The organism is Streptomyces sp. NBC_00490, from assembly GCF_036013645.1.
Taxonomy (GTDB): Bacteria; Actinomycetota; Actinomycetes; order Streptomycetales; family Streptomycetaceae; genus Streptomyces; species Streptomyces canus_F.
The window spans coordinates 3,725,729-3,745,085 of the sequence record NZ_CP107869.1 but is presented as its reverse complement, the minus strand read 5'-3'; the positions used below and the strand labels follow the sequence as shown (position 1 = coordinate 3,745,085).

General features: G+C 72.6%; 18 protein-coding genes and 1 pseudogene. 5 read left to right on the top strand and 14 right to left on the bottom strand.

The features are described 5' to 3' along the window. The first annotated feature begins 4 nt into the window (after positions 1-4). A complete protein-coding gene (locus tag OG381_RS16950) occupies positions 5-355 on the top strand; it encodes a helix-turn-helix transcriptional regulator (RefSeq protein WP_327716936.1) in 351 nt (116 codons plus the stop codon). Positions 356-411: 56 nt separating this feature from the next. Here OG381_RS16950 and OG381_RS16945 read toward each other — a convergent pair whose 3' ends face one another. From OG381_RS16945 to OG381_RS16935, 3 genes are all read right to left on the bottom strand, one after another. Next, positions 412-2,805: a M4 family metallopeptidase gene (locus OG381_RS16945; RefSeq protein ID WP_327716935.1), complete on the bottom strand. Its 2,394-nt coding sequence runs from the start codon at positions 2,803-2,805 to the stop codon at positions 412-414. A gap of 238 nt (positions 2,806-3,043) precedes the next feature. Then, on the bottom strand, positions 3,044-3,916 hold the full coding sequence (locus OG381_RS16940) for an LLM class flavin-dependent oxidoreductase (protein WP_327716934.1): 873 nt from the start codon (positions 3,914-3,916) through the stop codon (positions 3,044-3,046). A gap of 70 nt (positions 3,917-3,986) precedes the next feature. Next, positions 3,987-4,670 carry an ANTAR domain-containing protein gene (locus OG381_RS16935; protein ID WP_327716933.1) on the bottom strand — a complete coding sequence of 228 codons (684 nt, stop codon included), beginning with the start codon at positions 4,668-4,670 and terminating at the stop codon, positions 3,987-3,989. 317 nt (positions 4,671-4,987) lie between these two features. On the opposite strand from OG381_RS16935, the gene OG381_RS16930 reads away from it, so the two are divergent. Together OG381_RS16930 and OG381_RS16925 are read left to right on the top strand one after the other, a co-directional pair. Next, on the top strand, positions 4,988-5,284 hold the full coding sequence (locus tag OG381_RS16930; RefSeq protein ID WP_327722478.1) for an STAS domain-containing protein: 297 nt from the start codon (positions 4,988-4,990) through the stop codon (positions 5,282-5,284). Beyond that, positions 5,281-6,204 (top strand): anti-sigma factor RsbA family regulatory protein, encoded by a 924-nt coding sequence (locus OG381_RS16925; RefSeq protein WP_327716932.1) that lies wholly within the window; start codon positions 5,281-5,283, stop codon positions 6,202-6,204. The genes OG381_RS16930 and OG381_RS16925 overlap by 4 nt, the downstream gene beginning before the upstream one ends. 31 nt (positions 6,205-6,235) lie before the next feature. On the opposite strand, the gene OG381_RS16920 is transcribed toward OG381_RS16925, so the two are convergent. The 4 genes from OG381_RS16920 to OG381_RS16905 form a co-directional block, all read right to left on the bottom strand. Next, a complete protein-coding gene (locus tag OG381_RS16920) occupies positions 6,236-7,639 on the bottom strand; it encodes a sensor histidine kinase (protein ID WP_327716931.1) in 1,404 nt (467 codons plus the stop codon). A gap of 44 nt (positions 7,640-7,683) precedes the next feature. Continuing rightward, the gene (locus OG381_RS16915; protein ID WP_046263702.1) at positions 7,684-8,727 is read right to left on the bottom strand and encodes a rod shape-determining protein; all 1,044 of its coding nucleotides are present in this window, start codon (positions 8,725-8,727) and stop codon (positions 7,684-7,686) included. Positions 8,728-8,896: 169 nt separating this feature from the next. Next, positions 8,897-10,627: a carboxyl transferase domain-containing protein gene (locus tag OG381_RS16910; protein WP_327716930.1), complete on the bottom strand. Its 1,731-nt coding sequence runs from the start codon at positions 10,625-10,627 to the stop codon at positions 8,897-8,899. Continuing rightward, positions 10,620-12,071 (bottom strand): acyl-CoA synthetase, encoded by a 1,452-nt coding sequence (locus tag OG381_RS16905; RefSeq protein ID WP_327716929.1) that lies wholly within the window; start codon positions 12,069-12,071, stop codon positions 10,620-10,622. Before OG381_RS16905 ends, OG381_RS16910 begins: the two co-directional genes overlap by 8 nt. Positions 12,072-12,631: 560 nt before the next feature. Between OG381_RS16905 and OG381_RS16895 the strand changes: the two are divergent. Then, a pseudogene (locus OG381_RS16895) lies at positions 12,632-12,724 on the top strand (GntR family transcriptional regulator); the annotation flags it as partial. 15 nt (positions 12,725-12,739) lie between these two features. Here OG381_RS16895 and OG381_RS16890 read toward each other — a convergent pair. The 3 genes from OG381_RS16890 to OG381_RS16880 form a co-directional block, all read right to left on the bottom strand. Next, a complete protein-coding gene (locus OG381_RS16890; protein ID WP_327716927.1) occupies positions 12,740-13,828 on the bottom strand; it encodes a S1 RNA-binding domain-containing protein in 1,089 nt (362 codons plus the stop codon). A gap of 53 nt (positions 13,829-13,881) precedes the next feature. Next, a complete protein-coding gene (locus OG381_RS16885; protein WP_327716926.1) occupies positions 13,882-14,748 on the bottom strand; it encodes an AraC family transcriptional regulator in 867 nt (288 codons plus the stop codon). 73 nt (positions 14,749-14,821) lie between these two features. Then, entirely contained in the window at positions 14,822-15,874 is a 1,053-nt protein-coding gene (locus tag OG381_RS16880) for a MerR family transcriptional regulator (RefSeq protein WP_327716925.1), read from the bottom strand. A gap of 134 nt (positions 15,875-16,008) precedes the next feature. Between OG381_RS16880 and OG381_RS16875 the strand changes: the two genes are divergently transcribed. Continuing rightward, positions 16,009-16,902: an ATP-grasp domain-containing protein gene (locus OG381_RS16875; protein ID WP_327716924.1), complete on the top strand. Its 894-nt coding sequence runs from the start codon at positions 16,009-16,011 to the stop codon at positions 16,900-16,902. A 5-nt stretch (positions 16,903-16,907) separates the two neighbouring features. Here the strand turns inward: OG381_RS16875 and OG381_RS16870 are convergent, their stop codons facing one another. The 4 genes from OG381_RS16870 to OG381_RS16855 are packed head-to-tail and all read right to left on the bottom strand — an operon-like array spanning position 16,908 to position 19,351. Then, positions 16,908-17,471, bottom strand: a complete 564-nt coding sequence (locus tag OG381_RS16870; RefSeq protein WP_443061900.1) for a hypothetical protein — start codon at positions 17,469-17,471, stop codon at positions 16,908-16,910. Continuing rightward, the gene (locus OG381_RS16865; RefSeq protein ID WP_307031300.1) at positions 17,452-18,240 is read right to left on the bottom strand and encodes an FkbM family methyltransferase; all 789 of its coding nucleotides are present in this window, start codon (positions 18,238-18,240) and stop codon (positions 17,452-17,454) included. Before OG381_RS16865 ends, OG381_RS16870 begins: the two co-directional genes overlap by 20 nt. Continuing rightward, positions 18,237-18,446, bottom strand: a complete 210-nt coding sequence (locus OG381_RS16860; protein ID WP_327716922.1) for a Trm112 family protein — start codon at positions 18,444-18,446, stop codon at positions 18,237-18,239. Before OG381_RS16860 ends, OG381_RS16865 begins: the two co-directional genes overlap by 4 nt. Next, the gene (locus OG381_RS16855; protein WP_327722477.1) at positions 18,443-19,351 is read right to left on the bottom strand and encodes a hypothetical protein; all 909 of its coding nucleotides are present in this window, start codon (positions 19,349-19,351) and stop codon (positions 18,443-18,445) included. Before OG381_RS16855 ends, OG381_RS16860 begins: the two co-directional genes overlap by 4 nt. Between the last annotated feature and the right edge of the window lie 6 nt (positions 19,352-19,357).

The window sequence follows — 19,357 nt, the reverse complement described above, 5'->3', positions numbered from 1 at the left end:
CTTCATGAGTGGAGCGACGGAGCCGCACGCGGGGTGGACGTTCATCACCAACCATGCGCGGGTACTGGCGGCCATTGCCGAGAATCAGAGCGCTCGGGTGCGCGACATCGCCGCCCATTGCCGACTCACGGAGCGCGCTGTCCAGAAGATCATTTCCGATCTGGAGCAGAGCGGATACCTGTCCCACACACGGGAGGGGCGCAGCAACACCTACCGGATCGCGCAGGGCAAGATCCTGCGCCACCCCGCCGAGGCCGGGCTCACCGTCGCCTCGCTGCTCGGGCTGCTCGTCCAGGTGGACGGGCACCGGCAGGACGCGCCCCGCGCCGGTGCGGTGGCGGTCGAAGAGGTGTGAGCACGCGCGGCGACGCGGGCCCCGGACGGGACCCGCGTCGCTGTGTGCGGGGAGTGTCAGCCGGTCGTCACGGCCGTGTCGTCCACCACGAAGCTGGTCTGGAGCGAGGAGTCCTCGACGCCGGAGAACTTCAGCGTGACGGTGGTTCCCGCGAAGGCGGACAGGCTGAAGGACTTCTGGACGTAGCCGCTGGCCGCGTTCAGGTTGGAGTAGGTGGCCAGGGTGGTCGATCCGGCGGTGACCGTCAGCTTGTCGTACTGGGTGCTGGTGGTGGTCTCGGCCGTGTCGATGTGCAGGTAGAAGGTGAACGTGGTGCCCGTGCAGCCGCTCGGGACGGTCACCGACTGGGAGAGCGTGTCGGTGTGGGTGGAGCCGTAGCCGTCCAGCCAGGCCTTGTAGGAGCCGGTGCGGGCCGCCTGGCTGCTGGAGCTGGTGATGACGCCGCTGCTGGCGGTCCAGGTGGTGTTGCCCGACTCGAAGCCCTGGTTGCCCAGGAGCTGGGCCGAGGTGCAGGTGCCGCTGCCGCTGGAGCTGACCGTCCAGGTGAAGGAGGCGGTGCCGGTCGCGCCCGTGCTGTCGGTCACCGTGACCGTCGTGCTGTATGTGCCCGCGGTCGTCGGGGTGCCGGAGACGGCGCCCGTGGAGCCGTTGATCGACAGGCCGGTCGGCAGGCCGCTCGCCGCGTAGGTCAGTGAGCCGCTGTTGGTGCTGCTCGCGCTGATCTGGAGGCTCACCGCGGTGCCGACGGTCGAGGACTGGCTGCCCGGGTTGGTGACCGTGACGCCGGTCGTCGGGACCGTGATGTGGCTGCCGACGTTGATGCCGGCGAAGGCGTTGCCGACCCCGGCGTACTGGGTGGAGCTGGTGCCGTAGAGGTCGGCGGCCGCGCTCAGGGCGGCGGTGCGGGCGCCCGCGTACGAGGTGCTGGACGTCATGTACGTCGTCAGCGCCCGGTACCAGATCTGCAGGGCCGCGGCCCTGCCGATGCCGGTGACCGCGACGCCGTCGGAGGTCGGGCTGTTGTAGGTGACGCCGTTGACGGTCTTGGTGCCGCTGCCCTCGGAGAGCAGGTAGAACATGTGGTTCGCCGGGCCCGAGGAGTAGTGGACGTCGAGGTTGCCGACGCCGGAGTACCAACTGTCCGCGGAGCCGCCGTCCTTGTCGGGCTCGTCCATGTAACGCAGGGGCGTGCCGTCGCCGTTGATGTCGATCTTCTCGCCGATGAGGTAGTCGCCCACGTCGGTCGAGTTGGCCGCGTAGAACTCCACGCCGGTGCCGAAGATATCGGACGTCGCCTCGTTCAACCCGCCCGATTCGCCGGTGTAGTTGAGGTTCGCGGTGTTGGAGGTGACGCCGTGGGTCATCTCGTGGCCGGCGACGTCGAGCGAGGTCAGCGCGTGGGTGCTGCTGGTGCCGTCGCCGTAGGTCATGCAGAAGCAGTCGTCGTCCCAGAAGGCGTTGACGTACGCCGTGCTGTAGTGGACGCGCGAGTAGGCGGCCACGCCGTCGTTCTTGATGCCGCTGCGGCCGAAGGTGTTCTTGTAGAAGTCCCAGGTGGTCTGGGCGCCGTAGTGGGCGTCCACCCCGGCGGTCTGCGTGTTGGAGCCGGAGCCGGTGCCCCACACGTCGTCCGCGTCGGTCATCAACGTGCCCGTGCCGGACGTGCCGTTGTTGAGGCTGTACGTCTTGTGGGTGCCGCGCGTGGTGTCGTTCAGCTGGTACGTCGAACCGGACAGCGTGGTGCCGATGGTGACGGTGCCGCTGTACTGGCTGTTGCCCGTGCCGGTCTTGACGGCCTGGTACCGGTACAGCTCCGCGCCCGTGCTCGCGTCGGTGACGACATGCAGCTGGCTGGGTGTGCCGTCGTCCTGGAGGCCGCCGACCACCGTCTCCCAGGCGAGCTTCGGCGTGCCGCCGCCCGCCCAGATCACCTTGCGGGCGCTGTCGGTGGTGGGCTTGACGGCGTCGAGGGCCTTGGCGGCCTTGAGTGCCTTGGTCTCGGCGGCGGACTTGGCGAACGCGGCGGTGGTGGAGGCGACCTTGATGGTCCGCTTGGTGTTGAAGGTGGTGCTCACCGTGCCGGTGGCCTCGGCGGCCGGCGGGGTGTGCACGACCAGGTCGCCGCCGAGGACCGGCAGACCGGCGTAGGCGCGCTCGTAACGGGTGTGCAGGGTGCCGTCGTTGTCCTTGACGACGTCCTTGACGACCAGTTTCTCCTTCGCGCCCAGGCCGAGCGTGCCGGCCGTCGCCGCGGTCTGCTTCGATGCCTTCTTCAGCAGCGCCGCGTGCTGGGCCGGGGTGAGTTCGGCCTGGAGGCCGCCGGTGCGCAGGGGACTCGGGTGGGGGGAGGTCTCGGCGGCCGCGGGGACCGTCTGTATGCCGAGGGCCAGCAGTGCGGCGGTGGCGGCCAGGGCTCCGGCTGCGGTCGCCGGGCGGGGGGTACGTCTCACTCTTGCTCCTACTGCGACGGCCGCGCGTCGACGGCCGGTGACAGACCGGGCAGACGGGTGTGCTGTCCGGGTCGAGCTGAGCAGGGCCGTGCGGGAGCCTCCGCGCTCGGCGTGTGCGGCCGGTGCGCGGGGTGGAGGAAGAGTGGCAGATTTGACCGTGGCATGTCATTGGGTCGGGGGTCATTCGAGGGTTATCCCTCTACGGCCCCCCTGACCTGTGCGTTTGCTGTGGGACGGCTCAGCGCTCGGCGGCCTCCAGGACGGCTTCCAACTGCCGGAGCGGCTCAGGGCCGACGAAGCGGAGGACGACGGTGTCGGCGCCGGACGCCCGCAGCGCACCGATGTTTTCGGCGGCCTGTGCCGCGCTGCCGGAGACCGTGAAGACCTCCTCCTGCGGGCGCCCCAGCCAGGCACCGTGGCCCTCGGTGTGCGGGTGCAGGGTCCGGGCCACCTCCTCGGGGTCGTCACCCACCTTGCAGAACGCGAAGACACTGAGCGTGTGGTCCTCGCCCGCCCCGCCCTTCGCGAGCAGCGCCCGGATGTTCTCCAGGTCCCGCGGACCGTGCCCCTCGGCGATCAGGGTGCCGTCCGCGACCCGCCCCGACAGCTCCAGGGAACGGGGCCGCACCACACCGGCGACCAACGGCGGCGGCTCGGCGGGCGGATGGACGAGCCGGATGTCGTCCATCCGCACCTCCCGGCCCTCCAAGCTGACCCGCTCCCCGTGGAGCAGCGCCCGCACGGAGGTGATCGTCTCCTCCAGCAGGGCCAGCGGAGAACGCGGCGCGACACCGACCTGCTCCATCCACTCCCGTACGCCATGACCGATCCCGGCCACCAGCCGGCCCGGGAACACCCTTGCCAGCGTGGCCAGTTCCATCGCCAGCAGCGCCGGACTGCGCAACGGCGCCGGTGCGATCCCGATGCCCACCCGCAACCGCCCCGTCGCGCCCAGCGCCACGGCCGCCGCCGAGACCCCGCCGTTCCAGCCGAGGTCCTCCACCACCCACAGGTCGTCCGCGCCGAGCGCCTCGGCCCGCCGCGCGAAGTCGGGCAGCCCCTCGGGGGCCCAGTCGCGGTCGTACATCACACCGATCCGGAGATTCGTCATACGACGGAACCTACGGTCCGGCCGAGGAATCGATCAACGGGCTTCGGCGCCAAGATCCACCAGGACCGCGTCAGTTCAGACAGACCCTGACCGCCGTACGCAACGCCGTGCGCACCTCCTCGGGCGGCGGCGGGCCATCGGATCCGGTGCCGGCCGTGAGGGCCTCGGCTATCGTGCGCAGCTTGGTGTTGGAGAGCTGGGAGGTCGTGCGCAGGACGGTCCAGGCTTCTTCGGACGTACAGGAGTGGGCGGCCATGAGGATGCCGCGGGCCTGGTCGATCACGGGCCGGGAGGCGATCGCCTGGCGGAGCTGCTCGACCTCCTCGCGCAGCAGACAGAGCTGCTCCGCGCGCTCCAGGGCCACCGCGGAGGGGGCCGGGGGAGCGGGCTCGGGGCCGGCCGGGCGCGGGGCCGCCCGCAGCGGGTCGGCGGTGTCCAGGCCGGCGAGCTCCAGGATCCGGCGCGGCTGCCCGGTCCAGCCGGTGGCGGACACCGGGACGCGCCGCCGACGGCTGTAGCTGTCGAGGACTTCCAGGAACTGGAGCCCGGCGGTGTCCATGAACACCACGGCGGACATGTCCAGTTCGACCCTGCTGACCCCGTCCGGCAGCGCCGTCAGGGTCTCGTCCAGGACCTTCGCACAACCGTGCACGAGCTCGCCGCGCGGCCGCAGCTCCGCCCGGCCCGCTTCCGTACTGCCGTCGATGACCAGGGTGTTCAGCCGCCCCGTGAGAGATGTGTGTGCCGCTGACATCGTGTCTCCGCCTCGTCGGTCCCCGACCGTCGTCGCCCTGATGTGCCTCCTTCGTCGCCCACCGGAATCCGGGCGGAGCCGGACAGCCGGCTCCGCGGGGGCCCGGCGGCACTGATCGTGCGCCTGCCCGACCGGTGGCGGGCTACACCCACGAGGCGGGGATTGACAAGCCCCCGCCGGGGTAAGCGCGTTTCGTCCGCGAAGAGCGGGAGAATGCCCACACGAAGAGCGGAGAACGCGCACGGGCAGTGGGAGAGGGCGTGCATCTTCACGAGCGACCACCTCAGCGGTCCGCCGGCGCGGCACCGCGCCTTATGGTGTCCGCGTTGCGCGGGCGCAGCGGTCTACGCGCCGTGGGTGAGGTGGGCCACGGCACGCACGAGATCTGGGAGCGCGCATTGGAGCAGGCGTTGGGCGCGCGTACGAACGTGTACCGGCTGGAGATGTCGGAGGTGACCTTCGTCGATGTCGCGGGTGCCGATGCCCTCGCGTCCGCCGCGCGGCGACTGGAGGAGGGCCGGCTGCTGCAGCTGCACCGCCCGCCGCCCACCCTGAGCCGGACGCTGGACATGTTCTGGCCGGGCCTGTCGGGAATCGAGGTGACGCAGCCGTGACCGCCGCCTTCCTGCACCCCGCCCTCTTCTACCAGGACGACGAGGACTACCTCGCCGGCACGATCCCCTTCGTCCGCGAGGGCCTCGACGCGGGCGAACCGGTCGCCGTCGCCGTGCCGGGCGACAACCTCCGGCTGATCCGCGACGCCCTCGGCGACGCCGCCGACACCGTACGGCTCCTGGACATGCGGGAGGCCGGCCGCAACCCCGGCCGGATCATCCCCGGCGTGCTGCGCGCCTTCGCCGACGCCCAGCCGGACGGCCGCCGGGTGCGGATCATCGGCGAACCGATCTGGGCCGGCCGCACGGCCGGCGAGTACCCCGCGTGCGTCCAGCACGAGGCACTGATCAACGCGGCCTTCGCGGGCCGGTTCGCGACCATCCTGTGCCCCTACGACGTCCGGCGCCTCGACGACCGGGTGCTCGCCGACGCCTACGCCACCCACCCCACGGTCATCCCGTCCGGCGGCGGACCGGAACAGGACAGCGTCCGATACGCCCCCGACGACGTCGTGGCCCGCTACAACGAGCCGCTGCCCGTCGTCGCGGACGTGCTCGCCCTCTCCTTCGACGCCGGATCGCTGCCCGAGGTCCGCCATCTCGCGACCGTCGAGGGCGCCCGGCTCGGACTGACCGGGATCGCACTGGAGAACCTCACCCTGGCCGCGGCCGAGCTGACCACCAACAGCGTGGTGCACGGCGGCGGTTCGGGGACGCTGCGGGTGTGGGGCGAGGACGGGTACGCGGTGTGCGAGGTGCGGGACAAGGGACGGCTCGCCGATCCCCTGGCGGGACGGCGGCCCGCGGCCCGCGACCAGCGCGGCGGGCGGGGCCTGCTGCTGGTCAACCTGATCGCCGACCTCGTCCGCACCCACACCGGCGAGGAGGGGACGACGGTGCGCTGCTGGTTCGCGTGCTGACACCGCGTCCAGCCCCCTCGACCTCCTGACCTCACAGCGGCGCCTGCCAGGTCACGGTCGTCCCCGCGCCCCCGTCGTCGGCCGTCCCGTCGTCGCACACCGTCAGTCGTACGCCCTCCCGGCCGTCCGGCAGGGCCGCCGTCGCGTCGACCCTGACCTCGATGCGCGAGACGCCGGAGCGGCGGGACGCGGTGGCGAGGGCGCGGCGCAGGGCGGTGAGGAGATGGCCGGCCGTCTGCTCGGGGACACGGTTCTCGACCGCGCCGGTGAACTGCGCGGACGGCGCGAATCCCAGCAGGGCCGCCGCCCCCGCCGTCTCCCGGAGCACCCTGCCCCGGAACGTCGTCGGGGCGTCCGCGGGCGGCTGCTGCAGCGCGAAGATCGTCGTACGGACCTCCTGGACGGTCGACTGGAGCTCGTCGACCGCTTTCCCCAGCGTCTCGCGCACGTCGTCCGCCCCGCCGCGGCGCTGGATGGACTCCAGCATCAGCCCGGTGGCGAACAGCCGCTGGACGACGAGGTCGTGCAGATCCCGGGCGATACGGTCGCGGTCCTCGAAGACGGCGAGGAGCTCGCGGCTGTGCTGGGCGTCGGCGAGGACCAGGGCGAGCGCGGCCTGCGAGGCGAACTGGACCGCGAGCAGGCGCTCCACGGAGGTGTACGGGCGGTCGCCGCGCCGACGGGGCAGGGCGAGGGTCCCGATCAGCCGACCGCCGGCCTGGAGCGGCAGCATCATGCTGGGCCCGAACCGGTGCCGTACCGGCGTCGTCATCCGCGGGTCGGTCGCCGAGTCGTCGACGAACACCGGTTCACCGCCGAGGAGTTGCTCCAGCACCGGACTGCCGGGGGCGATCGTAGTGCCGACGATGTCGCCCGGATCGTCGTACGTCGAGGCGGTCACGATCTCCATGCCGCCCTCCGCGGTGGGCTGGAGGATGACACCCGCGGAGGCGTCGGCGAGCAGGCGGGCGCGTTCGGCGACCGTCGTGAGCGCGTCGGCCGCGGACCCCTCGCCGAGCAGCGCGGTCGTCACGGCCGCCGCGCCCTCGATCCAGCGCTCACGCTGCCGGGCCGCCTCGTACAGCCGGGCGTTCCCGATGGCGATACCGGCCTGGGCGGCGAGGACGTGCAGGAGCTGCTCGTCCTCGGCGGTGAAGGGCTCCTTGCCCTTGTCCGCGAGGTGCAGCGTGCCGAACTCCTCGTCCTGCACCCGGATCGGCACGGTGAGCGAGACCGCCGTGCGCGGGGCGGTGCCCGGGGTGCGCAGCTCGATGAGCCCGTCCTGACCCGGGTCGGCCGTCCCCAGCGCGGCGTACCGGGCGCCGGTGAGGTCGGCGGCGGCGTCCACGATGTGCTGGAGGGTGGTGCGCAGTTCGAGATCGGTGCCGACACTGAGGACGGCTTCCAGGAGCGGGGGAAGGGGATCGTCGGCCATACGGTCGATGAATACCGGTGTCGGTGTCCGTCTCGGCGCCGGCGTCAGTCGGCCAGCGGGTCCAGCGCCAGCGGCTCGATACGGCCCTCCAGCATCGCGCCGAGACCCTCCACCGCGCACACCTCGGGGCGTTCGGCGATGTGCACCGGCATGCCGGTCGCGTGCCGCAGCATCTGGTCGAAACCGGGGAGCAGCGCGCTGCCGCCGACCATCATGATCCCGCGGTCGGCGAGGTCGGCCACCAGGTCGGGCGGGCAGTCCCGCAGCACCTTGCCGATGCCGTCGAGCACGGCCGTGAGCGGGGTCTGGATCGCGTCGCGGACGGCGGCGGTGTCGACCTGGACGGAGCGGGCGAGGCCGGTGGCGACGTCGCGTCCGTGGATCTCGGTGGAGGCGGGGCCCGAGGCGGTGAGGCCGTTGCCGGACAGGGCGAGCTGGAGCGGTCGTACGGACTGGCTCGGCAGCATCAGCTCGTGCTGGTGGCGCAGGTGCTGCACGATCGCGTGGTCCACGGCCTCGCCGCCGACGGGGATGCGTACGGCGTTGACGATCGAGCCGAGGGAGAGAACGGCGACCTGGGTGGCCGCGGCCCCGCACACCAGCACCATCGTCGCCTCGGGCCGCTCCACCGGCAGTCCGCAGCCGACGGCGGCGGCGATGAGCGTGTCCACGAGTTCGACGCGGCGGGCCCCCAGCCCGACCATGGTCTCGATGCAGGCGCGCTGGGCGAGGGGGTCCGCGTCGTGCGGGGTGCAGGCGGCGGCGCGCAGGATCGGCTTGCGGCGCAGCGAGCGGCGGATCTTGTCGCCGAGCAGGTGCCGCAGCATGCGCTGGGCCATCTCGATGTCGACGACCGTGCCGCCGGAGACCGGACGGACGACACGGATGTAGTCGGGGGTGCGGCCCGTCATCTTCTCCGCGAACTCGCCCACCGCGATCAGCGCGCCGGTCCGGGTGTTCACGGCGGCGACGGACGGCTGGTCGACGACGAGCCCGGCGCCCTTCACGTACACCCGCGTCCTCGCCGCACCCAGGTCGACGGCGAAGTGGCAGCGACGCAGCTGCTCCAGACTGGCGGTGGCGGTCATGGGCAGGTCCTCCCGAGAACACAGACCGTGGCCGCGCCGGGTGGCGGGCCTCATTGGCATCGTGTGGGGGACGGGGGTGGGGCGCCTTTTGTGAGGGGCCGGGTGGGGGGAGGCTGAATGGGGGGTTTTGAGGCTTATGTCCGATGTATGGAAAATGTAAAGTCTCGCTTCACGAGGGCAACGGGCCCCCTGCCCGGACCACCCCCAGCTCCACCAGGTCCTGCGGCCGGATGCGGAGTTGGTCCGCCGTCGCCTCCGTCTCCTGCGGGGGCCGCTTGAGGATGGCCGCCGCCGACTCCGGGGCGATGACGGAGAAGTAGCTGTCCGGGGTGGCCCAGGTGTTGCCGGGCGAGGCCAGGGCCAGGGCGCCGCCGGAGCCGCCCTCGCCGATGAGGAGGGTGGTCACCGGGGTCCGGGCGGACGCCACCGCGCCGAACACCTCCGCGATCGCCGCCCCCGCCCCCTGTCGCTCCGCCTCCGCGTCGTTGGCGGCGCCCGGGGTGTCCACCAGCGTCAGCACCGGGATACCGAGCCGGTCCGCGAGCCGGATCAGCCGGGCGGCGGTGCGATAGCCGGCGGGGCGGGTGGCGGTGCCGGTCTGCGCGGCGTACGCGACCGTCCGTCCCGCGTGCTCACCGAAGCCGCACAGCATGCCCGGGTCGGTGCCGCCGCAGCGGTCGCCGGAGACGGTGACGCGGTGGGTGAAGTAGTCGTCCAAGTAGCGGTCGGCGCGCGGGCGTCGGGGAGAGCGGGCACGCTGGACGGCTTCCCAGCCGGTGCGCGGGAGGTGCGGGGCGGGGGCAGGGTCGTGGGCTTCCCCGGCGTCTTCGGCCGACTCGGCGTCTGCGGGGAGGCCTTGGCGTGCGGGGGTGTCGTCGGGGGCGGGTGCGCCGGGGTTGTCGGCTGCTCCGGTGTCGTCGGTGTCCGCGGAGAGGCCGGGGTGTGGGGTGGTGTCGTCGGGGGCGGGTGCGCGGGGGCTGTGGGTTTCTCTGGTGTCGTCGGTGTCCGGGGGGAGGCCGGGGTGTGGGGCGGTGTCGCCGGGGGCGGGTGCGCCGGGGCTGTGGGTTTCTCTGGCGTCGTCGGCGGCCGCGGGGGCGTCGGGGCGGGTGGCGGTGTCGTCGGAGGCGGGTGTTCCCGGTGCGGCGTCGGTCGTCGGGGGGCCGGCCGTGTCGTCCACGGGCGAGTGGCCCGGCGCCAACGTCCGTGGCACCGGGGCCGCCCGCGTCGACGAGTCCGTCAGCAGCCGCAGCCAGCGGCCCAGTGTCTCCCTCAGCTCCTCCGGGCGTACGACCGCGTCCACCGCGCCCGCCGCCACCTGCGCCTCGGCCGTGTATGCCCTCGGATCCGCGTCCGGCGGGCGGACCCGGGAGCCCGCGAAGCCGATCTGGGCGCCGGGGAGGGCGAGGACGATGTCGGAGCCCGCGCCCAGGGTGGCCCAGCCGCCGCCTGTGGTCGGGTCCCGCAGCACCGCGATCTGGGGCAGGCCCGCCTCGCGGGTGAGGGCCGACTGGCGCGCCACGCGCTGGAGTTGGGTCAGGGCGAGCATGCCCTCCTGCATACGGCTGCCGCCCGTGGCGACCAGGGGGACGACCGGGAGACGGTGGGCGCGGGCGTAGGCGTACGCTGCCTCCAGCCGGTCGCCGGTGCGTACGCCCAGGGAGCCGCCGAGGTAGCCGAACTCGAAGGCGAGCAGCACTGCTTGGGTTTCCTCGACCCTCCCTGTTCCGCAGATGACGGACTCGTCCTCGCCGGTTCGCTCGGTCGCGCGGGCGCGTGCGGCGTCGTAGCCCTGCCAGGCAAGGGGGCCGTCGGGCAGCGACTCCCGTGCGGGGGCGAGGAGTTCGGTGAAGTCGTCCGTGACGAGGGCGAGGAACTCACGGGCGGAGAGACGGTCAGTCATGGGCCAGCGACCGCTTCATGATCTTCCCCATGTCGTTGCGGGGGAGGGCGTCCAGGTGGTGGACGACGCGGGGGCGCTTGTGCGGGGCGAGGCGGCGGGCCACATGATCGGCCAACTCCTCAGTGGCGGGCGGGGACTCGGGGTCCGCCGGCACGATCCAGGCGACGATCCGTTCGCCCAGATCGGCGTCCGGCTCCCCGGTGACCGCCGCCTCCCGCACCCCCGGGTGTTCCAGGAGCGCGTTCTCGATCTCGCCCGCCCCGATCTTGTACCCCCCGCTCTTGATCAGGTCGGTGGCCTTGCGGCCCACGATCCGGACGTAGCCGTCGGACTCGCGCACCGCCATGTCCCCCGTACGGAACCAGCCGTCCGAGGTGAACGCGGCCGCCGTCGCGTCGGGACGGTTGAGGTACTCGGTGAACAGGTTCGGGCCGCGCACCTGGATCTCGCCCACCGTCTCCCCGTCGTACGAGGTGATCGGCGCCCCGTCCTCCTCCACCAGCCGCAGCTCCACCCCCGGCAGCGGCACCCCCACCGTCCCCGCCCGGGCCTCGCCGTCCGCGCGGACGCTGGTGTTCATCAGCGTCTCCGTCATGCCGTACCGCTCGATCACCCGCCGCCCTGTCGCCGCCGTGATCCGCTCGTGGTCGTGCACCGGCAGCGCGGCCGACCCGGAGACGAGCAGCCGCGCCCGCCCCAGCGCCTTCGCCAACTCCGGTTCCCCGGGCAGGGACTGGGCGATCCGGTGGTACATCGTGGGCACCCCGAACAGCATCGTCGCGCCCTCGGACAGCTCCCGTGTGACGCCCTGCGTCGAGAACCGGCCCAGATGGCGCACCGATCCGCCGCGCCGCAGCGGTCCGAGGATGCCCAGGACCAGGCCGTGCACATGGAACAAGGGCAGACCGTGCACCAGCACGTCCTCGCCGGTCCACTGCCAGGCGTCGGCCAGCGCGTCCAGGGTCGAGGCGATCGCCCGGCGGGGGATGACGGCGCCCTTCGGGGGGCCGGTGGTGCCGGAGGTGTAGACGACGAGGGCGGGGTCGTCGTCGGTGGCCGTCTCCTCGGTGGGGGTGGTCGCGGTGGTCGTGTCGGGGGTCACGTCGATGCGTGGCAAGTCCCTTATGGCGGCCGGTAGTTCATCTCCCGGTGCCGCCAGGACCAGCGACGGCGCACTGTCCGACAGGATGTGCCCGAGCTCCTTCTCCCCGGACTTCGGGTTCAGCGGCACCACGGGCACACCGGCCCGCAGCGCCGCCACGACGGCGACGGCGGTCTCCAGCGTCGGGGTCCCCCATACGGCGACGCGGTCGGCGTCCCGGAGGCTGCCGGCCAGCAGACCGGTCGCGGTGGCGAGTTCCGCGTACGTCAGGGACCGGTCGCCGAACCGCAGGGCGGGGCGGTCCGCCGAGGCGTCCGTCAGGGCCGGGAAGAGAGGGGTCACGCGTCGTACTCCTTAGCTGTTGCCGGGCCTTCCGTGGCGGTGACGCTAACCGATGCCGAGCACGACCAGCACCAATCACTCCATCGCGGGGACCACTGCCACCACTTGTTTCCACGCAGATTGCCCCGCTCTTCGGGCTGAGGGTAAAGCCAGTCGCTGCGGAGCAGAGCAGGAACAGTCTCAAGCCGACTTCGTCTGCGTGTCCTGTGGGTTCACCTGCAATGCCGATGAGAACGCAGCAACCAATGTCGCGGCAGGACGGGGCGGGTTTCCCCGCCTCCGGCGAACAGCCGGTGACGGAGGGGTGACAGCGGCCATCGGCCGTTCGAGCGCCCGTGAACCTCAACCCGCCTGGGTTGGAATCCCCCTCTTTTGAGAGGGGGAGGATGTCAAGATCCCGCCGTAGACCATAAGTAGCGGTTTGAAGAAGCCCTCGCGGTTCACAGCTGGTGCCACCGCCAGGACCGACGCACCCTGCGTCGAGAACGGGCTCACATCCACCACTGCCAAGGAGTTGACCGTGCGTGGCTGGCGAGATGTCATCCTCGGCGCGATCAACGGCCCAGAACCCGCGCCAGTCGGCCACGGCGATGCGCCGCCATGTCCGTACGGTCGCCAAGGTGCGGTTGCTGGACTGGGAGCCGGAGGACGACGACGACCGCCAGCGGTCAGCGCGCCGGACGCAGACGGACCCGGCGCAGGACGAGATTGATGTCGGTGACCTCGACCGTCAGCTCGGTACCGACGTCCGGAAGGGCCGGGCCCGCGAGGTCGTCGCGGTGCACGAGGCCCTCGATGCCCTCGGCGACTTGGACGAACACCCCGAACGGGACGACCTGGGTGACCGGCCCCACCAGGGGGCGGCCGAACGCGTTCCGGGCGAACTCGCCCAGCGGGTCGGGTTCCAGGGCCGCCGTCGAGATCCTGACCTGCGGCCGGAACAGCTCGAAGGCGAGGACCTCCGCGGTCACCTCCTGGCCGACGTGGACGACCTCGTCGTAGGAGTCGAAGTGACGCCGGGTGAGCTCGGGGGCGGTGATGAAGCCCTCGCTGCCGTCGAGGTCCACGAACACGCCGAAGCGCTCGATGCGGGTGACGACGCCCCGCACGATCTGCCCGTACGCGAAGCCCCGCCACGTCGTCTCCGTCCCGGCGAGCCGGCGCCGGGTCCCGACGAGGGTGGCCAGGTCGGGTGCCAGGGGGAGTTCGAGGGTGTTGAGGGCGGGGTGGCGCAGCCAGAACAGCCGGGGGCGGTCCACCTTCCCGTCGTGCAGGGGTGGATCGTCGGTCGCCGGGGTGAAGTCGTCGATCACGACCGTGCCGTCCGGGGTGAGCAGCCGGGCCGGGTCGGCGGGGTCGTCGTCCGCGGACTTGCCGGTGCCGCCGCCGTCGAGGACGAGGAGGTCGTACGGCCCCCGCTCCCCGATCCGCCGCCAGTCCCCGTGGAGGATCTCCACCTCGGGCCGGTCGGCGAAGACCTCGGCGCAGACGCGGGCGCGCTCCGGGTCGCGCTCCACGCCGACGATCCGTACGCCCTCCCGGGCCCCCGAGGCCAGCCACGCCAGGCCCACCCCGCAGCCCGCGCCCGTCTCCCCGACGGCACCCGCCGCGCCCCCTGCCAGGGCGTGCAGCAGACGGCCCTGCTCGGGGCGGACGGAGTGCGGGAAGGCGTGGGCGCGGGCGGCGGCGAGGGCGCGCTCGACCAGCGGGGGGAGGTGGGTTTCCGTGGCGTAGGCGTCCGTTCCGGAGATCGACATGCGGTGATTGTGCAGGGGCGCTCCCGCCCGGCGCCCCTGCTTTCCCGCGGTGCTCAGGCGGGGTCCCGCTCCACCGGGATCCACAGCTCCGCGTCCGCCTGTGCCGCGTCCGGTGTCAGCCGGGTCCGCAGCAGCTCGGGGCCCGGACGGCTGCGGTACGGGTTGGACGGGAACCACTGGGTGAACACGTCCCGCCACAGGTATTGCAGGGCCTGCGGGAAGGGTCCGGAGTTCTCGAAGACGGCCCAGGTCCCGGCCGGTACGGTGAGCGCCTCCATGTCGTCGGGCACGGGCGCCCCGCTCACCACCCCGTGGTAGTAGTCGAGTTGGGTGCCCTCCGCCCGGCTCGGGTCCAGGTTGTCGCTCACGCCCAGGATCCCCTGCGGTTCCTGGTCGGACAGCTCCTCGATGCGCCGCAGTGTCTCCTTTCCGAGGCCGCGGATGAAGTCGGCGATGGCCGGGTTCATCCCCTCGTGCACGAGGGGGACCCGCACCTTCCTGCCGACCACCCTGAACTCGTCCTTCTCCACGATCCGGTATCGCATACTGCCGCTCCCTTCGACGGTGAGACGGAAGGACAGCCGTGGCTGGGACTCCAGAGCCGCGCCGGTCCGCCTGGCCTCGCCGGGACCGACGCCGTGCATGGCGCGGAACGCGCGCGCGAACGCCTCTCCCGAGGTGTAGCCGTAGCGCACCGCGATCTCCAGCAGCGTCCGGTCCCGGGCCAGCACCTCGGCGCCGGCGATGGTGAGCCGTCTGCGCCGGATGTACTCCGACAGCGGCATCCCCGCGAGCGCGGAGAACAGCCGCCGCAGGTGGTACTCCGAGGTCAGCGCGGTCCGTGCCACGTCGGCCGCCTCGATCCGCTGATCGAGGCGGTCCTCGATGTACTCCATGGCCTGGTTGAGCCGGTCCAGCACCCCGGCCTCCTTCCCTTGTGATCACCCACGTTAGGAAGGACCCACCCTGCCCGACCCGACATCCTGTGCCCGATCAGGTCGGGTGCGGCGGGCGGCCGTCCGCCGTCACCAGGTCCGCGACCGCGCAGCTGACGTTGTCCGGGCCGCCCGCGGTGTTCGCCGCGGCGATCAGGGTGTGCACGGCCGCCTCCGGGCCGGCGGCCGAGGCGAGCGTGCGGCGGATGTCGTCCTCCGGCACGACCGAGGACAGGCCGTCGGAGCACAGGAGGTAGCGGTCGCCGGGGCGGGCCTCGTGGAGGCGGAGGTCGGGGGCCGTGGTGCCGAGGGCTTTGAGGAGCAGGGCGCGCTGCGGGTGGGACCTCGCCTCCTCCGATGTCAGACGGCCCTCGTCGATCAGCGACTGGACGAGCGTGTGGTCGTGGGTGATGCGGAACAGACCGCCCTCGCGGAGCAGATAGGCGCGGGAGTCACCGATGTGCACCAAGGCCAGCCGGGATCCCGTCCACAGCAGCGCCGTCAGGGTCGTGCCCGACTCGGCCGCCTCCGCGACGGCCTCCGTCGCGCCCCGCACCGCCTCCTCCAGCAGATTGAGCACGTCGCCCGCCGACACGTCCTCGGCGTCCAGGCACTTCAGTGCCTCCACGGCCGCGCTGCTCGCCGGCAGGCCCGCCGGGCCGTAGCCGTCGGCGACCGCGAGCAGCCGGGTGCCCGCGTAGGCGGTGTCCTGGTTGGCGGGGCGGACCCGGCCGGGGTCCGAGCGGGCGGCGTAGCGGAGTTCCAGCACGGGCGGGTCCCTTCGCGCGACGGACGTCAGGTGGTCGACCAGGAACCCGGCCAGGTCACGCCGCTGGGCGGTCTCCGCCTCGACCCGTGCCCAGTAGGCACGGACCTCCCGGGCCGCCGCCGCGGCATCGAGGGCGCACACCTCGCGGATCCGGGCCAGCGGCATCCCGATCCGCCGCAGCCACGCCACCAGCCGTGCCCGCTCCAGCTGCTCGACCGCGTAGTACCGGTATCCGGTGTCCGGGTCGACCTTCGCGGGACGCAGCAGGTCCAGCTCGTCGTAGAGCCGCAGGGCCTTGGGCGACAGCCGGCACGCCTTCGCGAAGGCACCGATCGTCAGCATGTACGTCCTCCCCGTCCGGGTCCTGCCTCCGATGCTGGGGCTTCACCGAGGGGGAAGGTCAAACGGGTTGGCGCGGTTGCGGGGGCCGTGCCTAGCCTGCCGGTGTACCTGTCGTACGAGAAGGGACCCCCGTCGTGCCCCGAGTCGCCCTCGTCACCTACGACCCCCGGCCGGAGCCGAGCCACGACCGCGATCTGCCCGTGCTCCTGGACGCCCTGCGCGCGGCCGGGGCAGAGGCGGACGCCGTGTTCTGGGACGACGCCGAGGTCGACTGGGGCGGTTACGACCTCGCGCTCATCCGGTCGACCTGGGACTACAGCTGGCGGGTGGCGGAGTTCGTGGCGTGGGCCGAGCGGTGCGCCGGGGCCACCCGGCTCGCGAACCCGGCCGAGGTCGTGCGGTGGAACACCGACAAGCGGTACCTGGGGGAGCTGGCGGCGGCGGGGGTACCCACCGTGCCCACGCGGTATCTCGCGCCCGGTGACGCCGTCGACCTCCCGGACGACCGGGAGTACGTCGTCAAGCCGGCCTCCGGAGCGGGCGCCCGCTATGCCGCCCGGTACACGCCGGAGCAGCACGGGATTGCCGTACGGCAGCTCGCGCGGATGCACGAGGAGGGGCTCACCGCGATGGTGCAGCCGTACCTGAAGGGCATCGACGCCGGCGGTGAGCGGGCGCTGCTGTTCTTCGGGGGCCGGTTCCTGCACGCCAGCCGCAAGCGGGCGGTCCTCGCGCCCGGTACGGCCTTCGACGCGGCCAAGGTCGCCCACCCGGGCCTGGAGCCGTGGACGGCGACCCCGGCCGAACTCGCCGTCGCCGAGCGCGCCCTGGCCGCCGTACCGGATGCTCCGGAGCTGCTGTACGCGCGCGTGGACCTCGTCGACGGGGACGACGCCCGGCCGTGGGTGATGGAGCTGGAGCTCGTCGAACCGAATCTCTTCCTCGACCTGCATCCACGGTCCCTGCCGCTCGTCGTGTCGGCGATCCTGAAGGCGGCCCAGGGGCCGGGCGCACCCGCTCACCCCTGAAAGGGTCAGCGCACCGCCAGCCGTTGCAGCAGGCCCCAGGTGAACTCCGCCGCGCACTCACGTCGTACGCCCTCCCGGTCCGGGGCGGTGAATGCCAGACCCCAGCGGGTCGGGGCCGTGCCCTCCAGTGGGCGGGCCGGGGCGAAGGCACGTGCCGCCTCGTCGACCGTGCAGGACCAAGGGGTGAGGTCCTCCAGGGTCCGTAGCTCCGGTGCGGCAGCCCCCGGCGCCCGGACCAGCCACTCGTTCCACACCGCGCCGTTCGGTGCCAGCAGTACCTCGAAGCGCAGGTCCGGCCACAGGGGCAGGGGCCACAGCCAGGCCTCGCAGTCCAGGTCGCCGACCTTGCGGGTGAGGACCGTCTCCGGGGTGCCCAGCACCGAGCGGTAGCGGGACGCGGCGGCACGTGCGCGGGGGGAGCGGATCATCGCCTGCCAGCGCTTGTTCGCCTCGCGCATGTCGGCCAGGGAGGCGCCCAGCTCGCGACGGGCGTCCTCGACGAGGTCCGGGTTGTGGTCGGCCATGCGACGGAGCAGCACCAGCTGGAAATCAAGGGACATGTGATCCATCGTGGCCCACCGGGCGGCGGGCGTCGGGCAGGAAGAGCACCGAATTGACGTACCGGGGACCCCGCAGGGGCAGCACGCGGCGGAGCAGGCCGTGGCTGACGACGTAGGAGGCCTCCGCCTGGTGCGCCTCCAGCGGGAAGGTGCTCAACCGCACCCAGTCGCGGCCCGGCAGCACCCAGCCCTCGTAGCCGAGCAGGGACAGATACGTCACCACCGGGGCGATCGGCTGGATACGGGACTCCAGCTCGATGAAGAGGGCCGGACGGTCGCGCGTCAGGATGCCGGTCGCGCCGCGGAGGACCGCGAGCTCGCTGCCGTCGACGTCGACCTTGACGAAACCGACGTCCTTCAGGCCGAGTTCGTCGAGGGTGACGCAGCCGACCGAGAGGGCCTGGGCGTGGATGTCGCGCCGGACCAGGGAGGAGACGCCCCGGTCGCCCGCGTCGCGGGCCGGCAGCCACAGGCGGGCCTGGCCGGGGCGTTCGGCCGCGGCGGCCTGGACGACCCGGACGTTGGGCGGGGCGGTCGCCGCGAGAAGCCGGGCCAGGTGGGGGACCGGCTCCACGGTCACCACCCGGCGCGCCCGTCTCGACAGCCGGCGTGTCCAGGGGCCGTACCAGCCGCCGACGTCCACGGCGGTGCCGCAGCCCGCGGGGCACAGCTCGCCGAGGCGCGCCAACTCCGGTTCGAAGCGCGGGTACACGGCCCGGGCGACGGCGGCGACGAGCCGGGTGGGCAGCAGCGGGGCGATGCGCGCGGCCAGGGTCATGGGCTCATCCGCTTGAGCAGGTCCTCGTGTTCGTCGTCCGAGACCTGTTCCCCGGAGGACGGCAGCAGCTGCGGGATGCCGTCCACCACGGGGTAACGGCGGTGCAGGCGCGGGTTGTAGAGGATCTCGTCCGGTTCGACGAGGTGCAGCGGGCCCTTGTCGAGCGGGCACGCCAGTATCTGGAGCAGCGGGTCGTCGGGTTTCATGGGGGTGTCAACTCCTTGGCGCCGACGGTGGGTTGGGCGGCGCTCTGGTCGTGTTTGGGCATGGACAGCAGGACGGAGACGGCGAGTGCGGTGCCGGCCAGCCGCAGCGAGAGCCGCAGCGGGTCGTGCGGCAGCGCCTCGCCGAACGACAGCGTGCCGAGCACCGCCGTGAACAGACAGGTCACCGTCGTGCACACGGGGACGATCAGTGAGGCCCGGCAGCGTTGCAGCGCGGCCTGTGACATGACGAGCCCGAACGCGCCGGTGAAGAGGAGGAGATACGGATAGGGGGAGCGCAGGAGGTCGACGACGGCTCCTCCGAGGCCGCTCGAGGTCAGATAGCTCGACACGCCCTTGATCGCGAGGGAGCTCACGCCGTACAGAAGACCCACGGCCACGCCGTACTCGACGCCGGTCGTCGGCATCCGGTGGCGGTGGCGGGCGCGGCGCTCGGCGGACCCGTACAGCCACACGCCCGCCGCCAGCGACGGCACGCACACCAGCAGGATCAGCGGGTACGGGGCGGCCTGGCTGACGGTGTCCGCGCGCTCGTCCAGCGACAGGACGACCATCAGCAGTGCGGCGAGGATCGCCCCGAGGGCGTACCGCTCCCGCCCGGTCGTCTCCTCGCCCAGCAGCCGCGCCGACAGCAGGACCAGCAGCACCAGACCGGAGACGAAGATGCCCTGCGCGGCGGCGATCGGCAGGGTGCGGTAGACGATCAGCTGGGCGCCGAACCCGGCGAACAGCGCGAGCGACCCGCCGATCCACAGCGGGCTGCCGAGCACCAGCCGCAGCAGCCGGGCGGGTTGCCGGATCGACACCTCGGGCAGGGAGCTGAGCGCCCGTTTCTCCAGGACGAAACCGATGCTGTACAGGGTGTTCGCCAACAGAGCCGCCGCCACTCCCCA

Coding starts and splice junctions, on each gene's coding strand:
- OG381_RS16915 (WP_046263702.1), bottom strand. CDS start 8,727: ATGACCGCCACCGCCAGTCTGGAGCAGCTGCGTCGCTGCCACTTCGCC.
- OG381_RS16865 (WP_307031300.1), bottom strand. CDS start 18,240: ATGACCCTGGCCGCGCGCATCGCCCCGCTGCTGCCCACCCGGCTCGTC.
- OG381_RS16890 (WP_327716927.1), bottom strand. CDS start 13,828: ATGTCGATCTCCGGAACGGACGCCTACGCCACGGAAACCCACCTCCCC.
- OG381_RS16935 (WP_327716933.1), bottom strand. CDS start 4,670: ATGTCAGCGGCACACACATCTCTCACGGGGCGGCTGAACACCCTGGTC.
- OG381_RS16880 (WP_327716925.1), bottom strand. CDS start 15,874: ATGCTGACGATCGGTGCCTTCGCGAAGGCGTGCCGGCTGTCGCCCAAG.
- OG381_RS16950 (WP_327716936.1), top strand. CDS start 5: ATGAGTGGAGCGACGGAGCCGCACGCGGGGTGGACGTTCATCACCAAC.
- OG381_RS16870 (WP_443061900.1), bottom strand. CDS start 17,471: ATGGATCACATGTCCCTTGATTTCCAGCTGGTGCTGCTCCGTCGCATG.
- OG381_RS16920 (WP_327716931.1), bottom strand. CDS start 7,639: ATGGCCGACGATCCCCTTCCCCCGCTCCTGGAAGCCGTCCTCAGTGTC.
- OG381_RS16910 (WP_327716930.1), bottom strand. CDS start 10,627: ATGACTGACCGTCTCTCCGCCCGTGAGTTCCTCGCCCTCGTCACGGAC.
- OG381_RS16940 (WP_327716934.1), bottom strand. CDS start 3,916: ATGACGAATCTCCGGATCGGTGTGATGTACGACCGCGACTGGGCCCCC.
- OG381_RS16860 (WP_327716922.1), bottom strand. CDS start 18,446: ATGAAACCCGACGACCCGCTGCTCCAGATACTGGCGTGCCCGCTCGAC.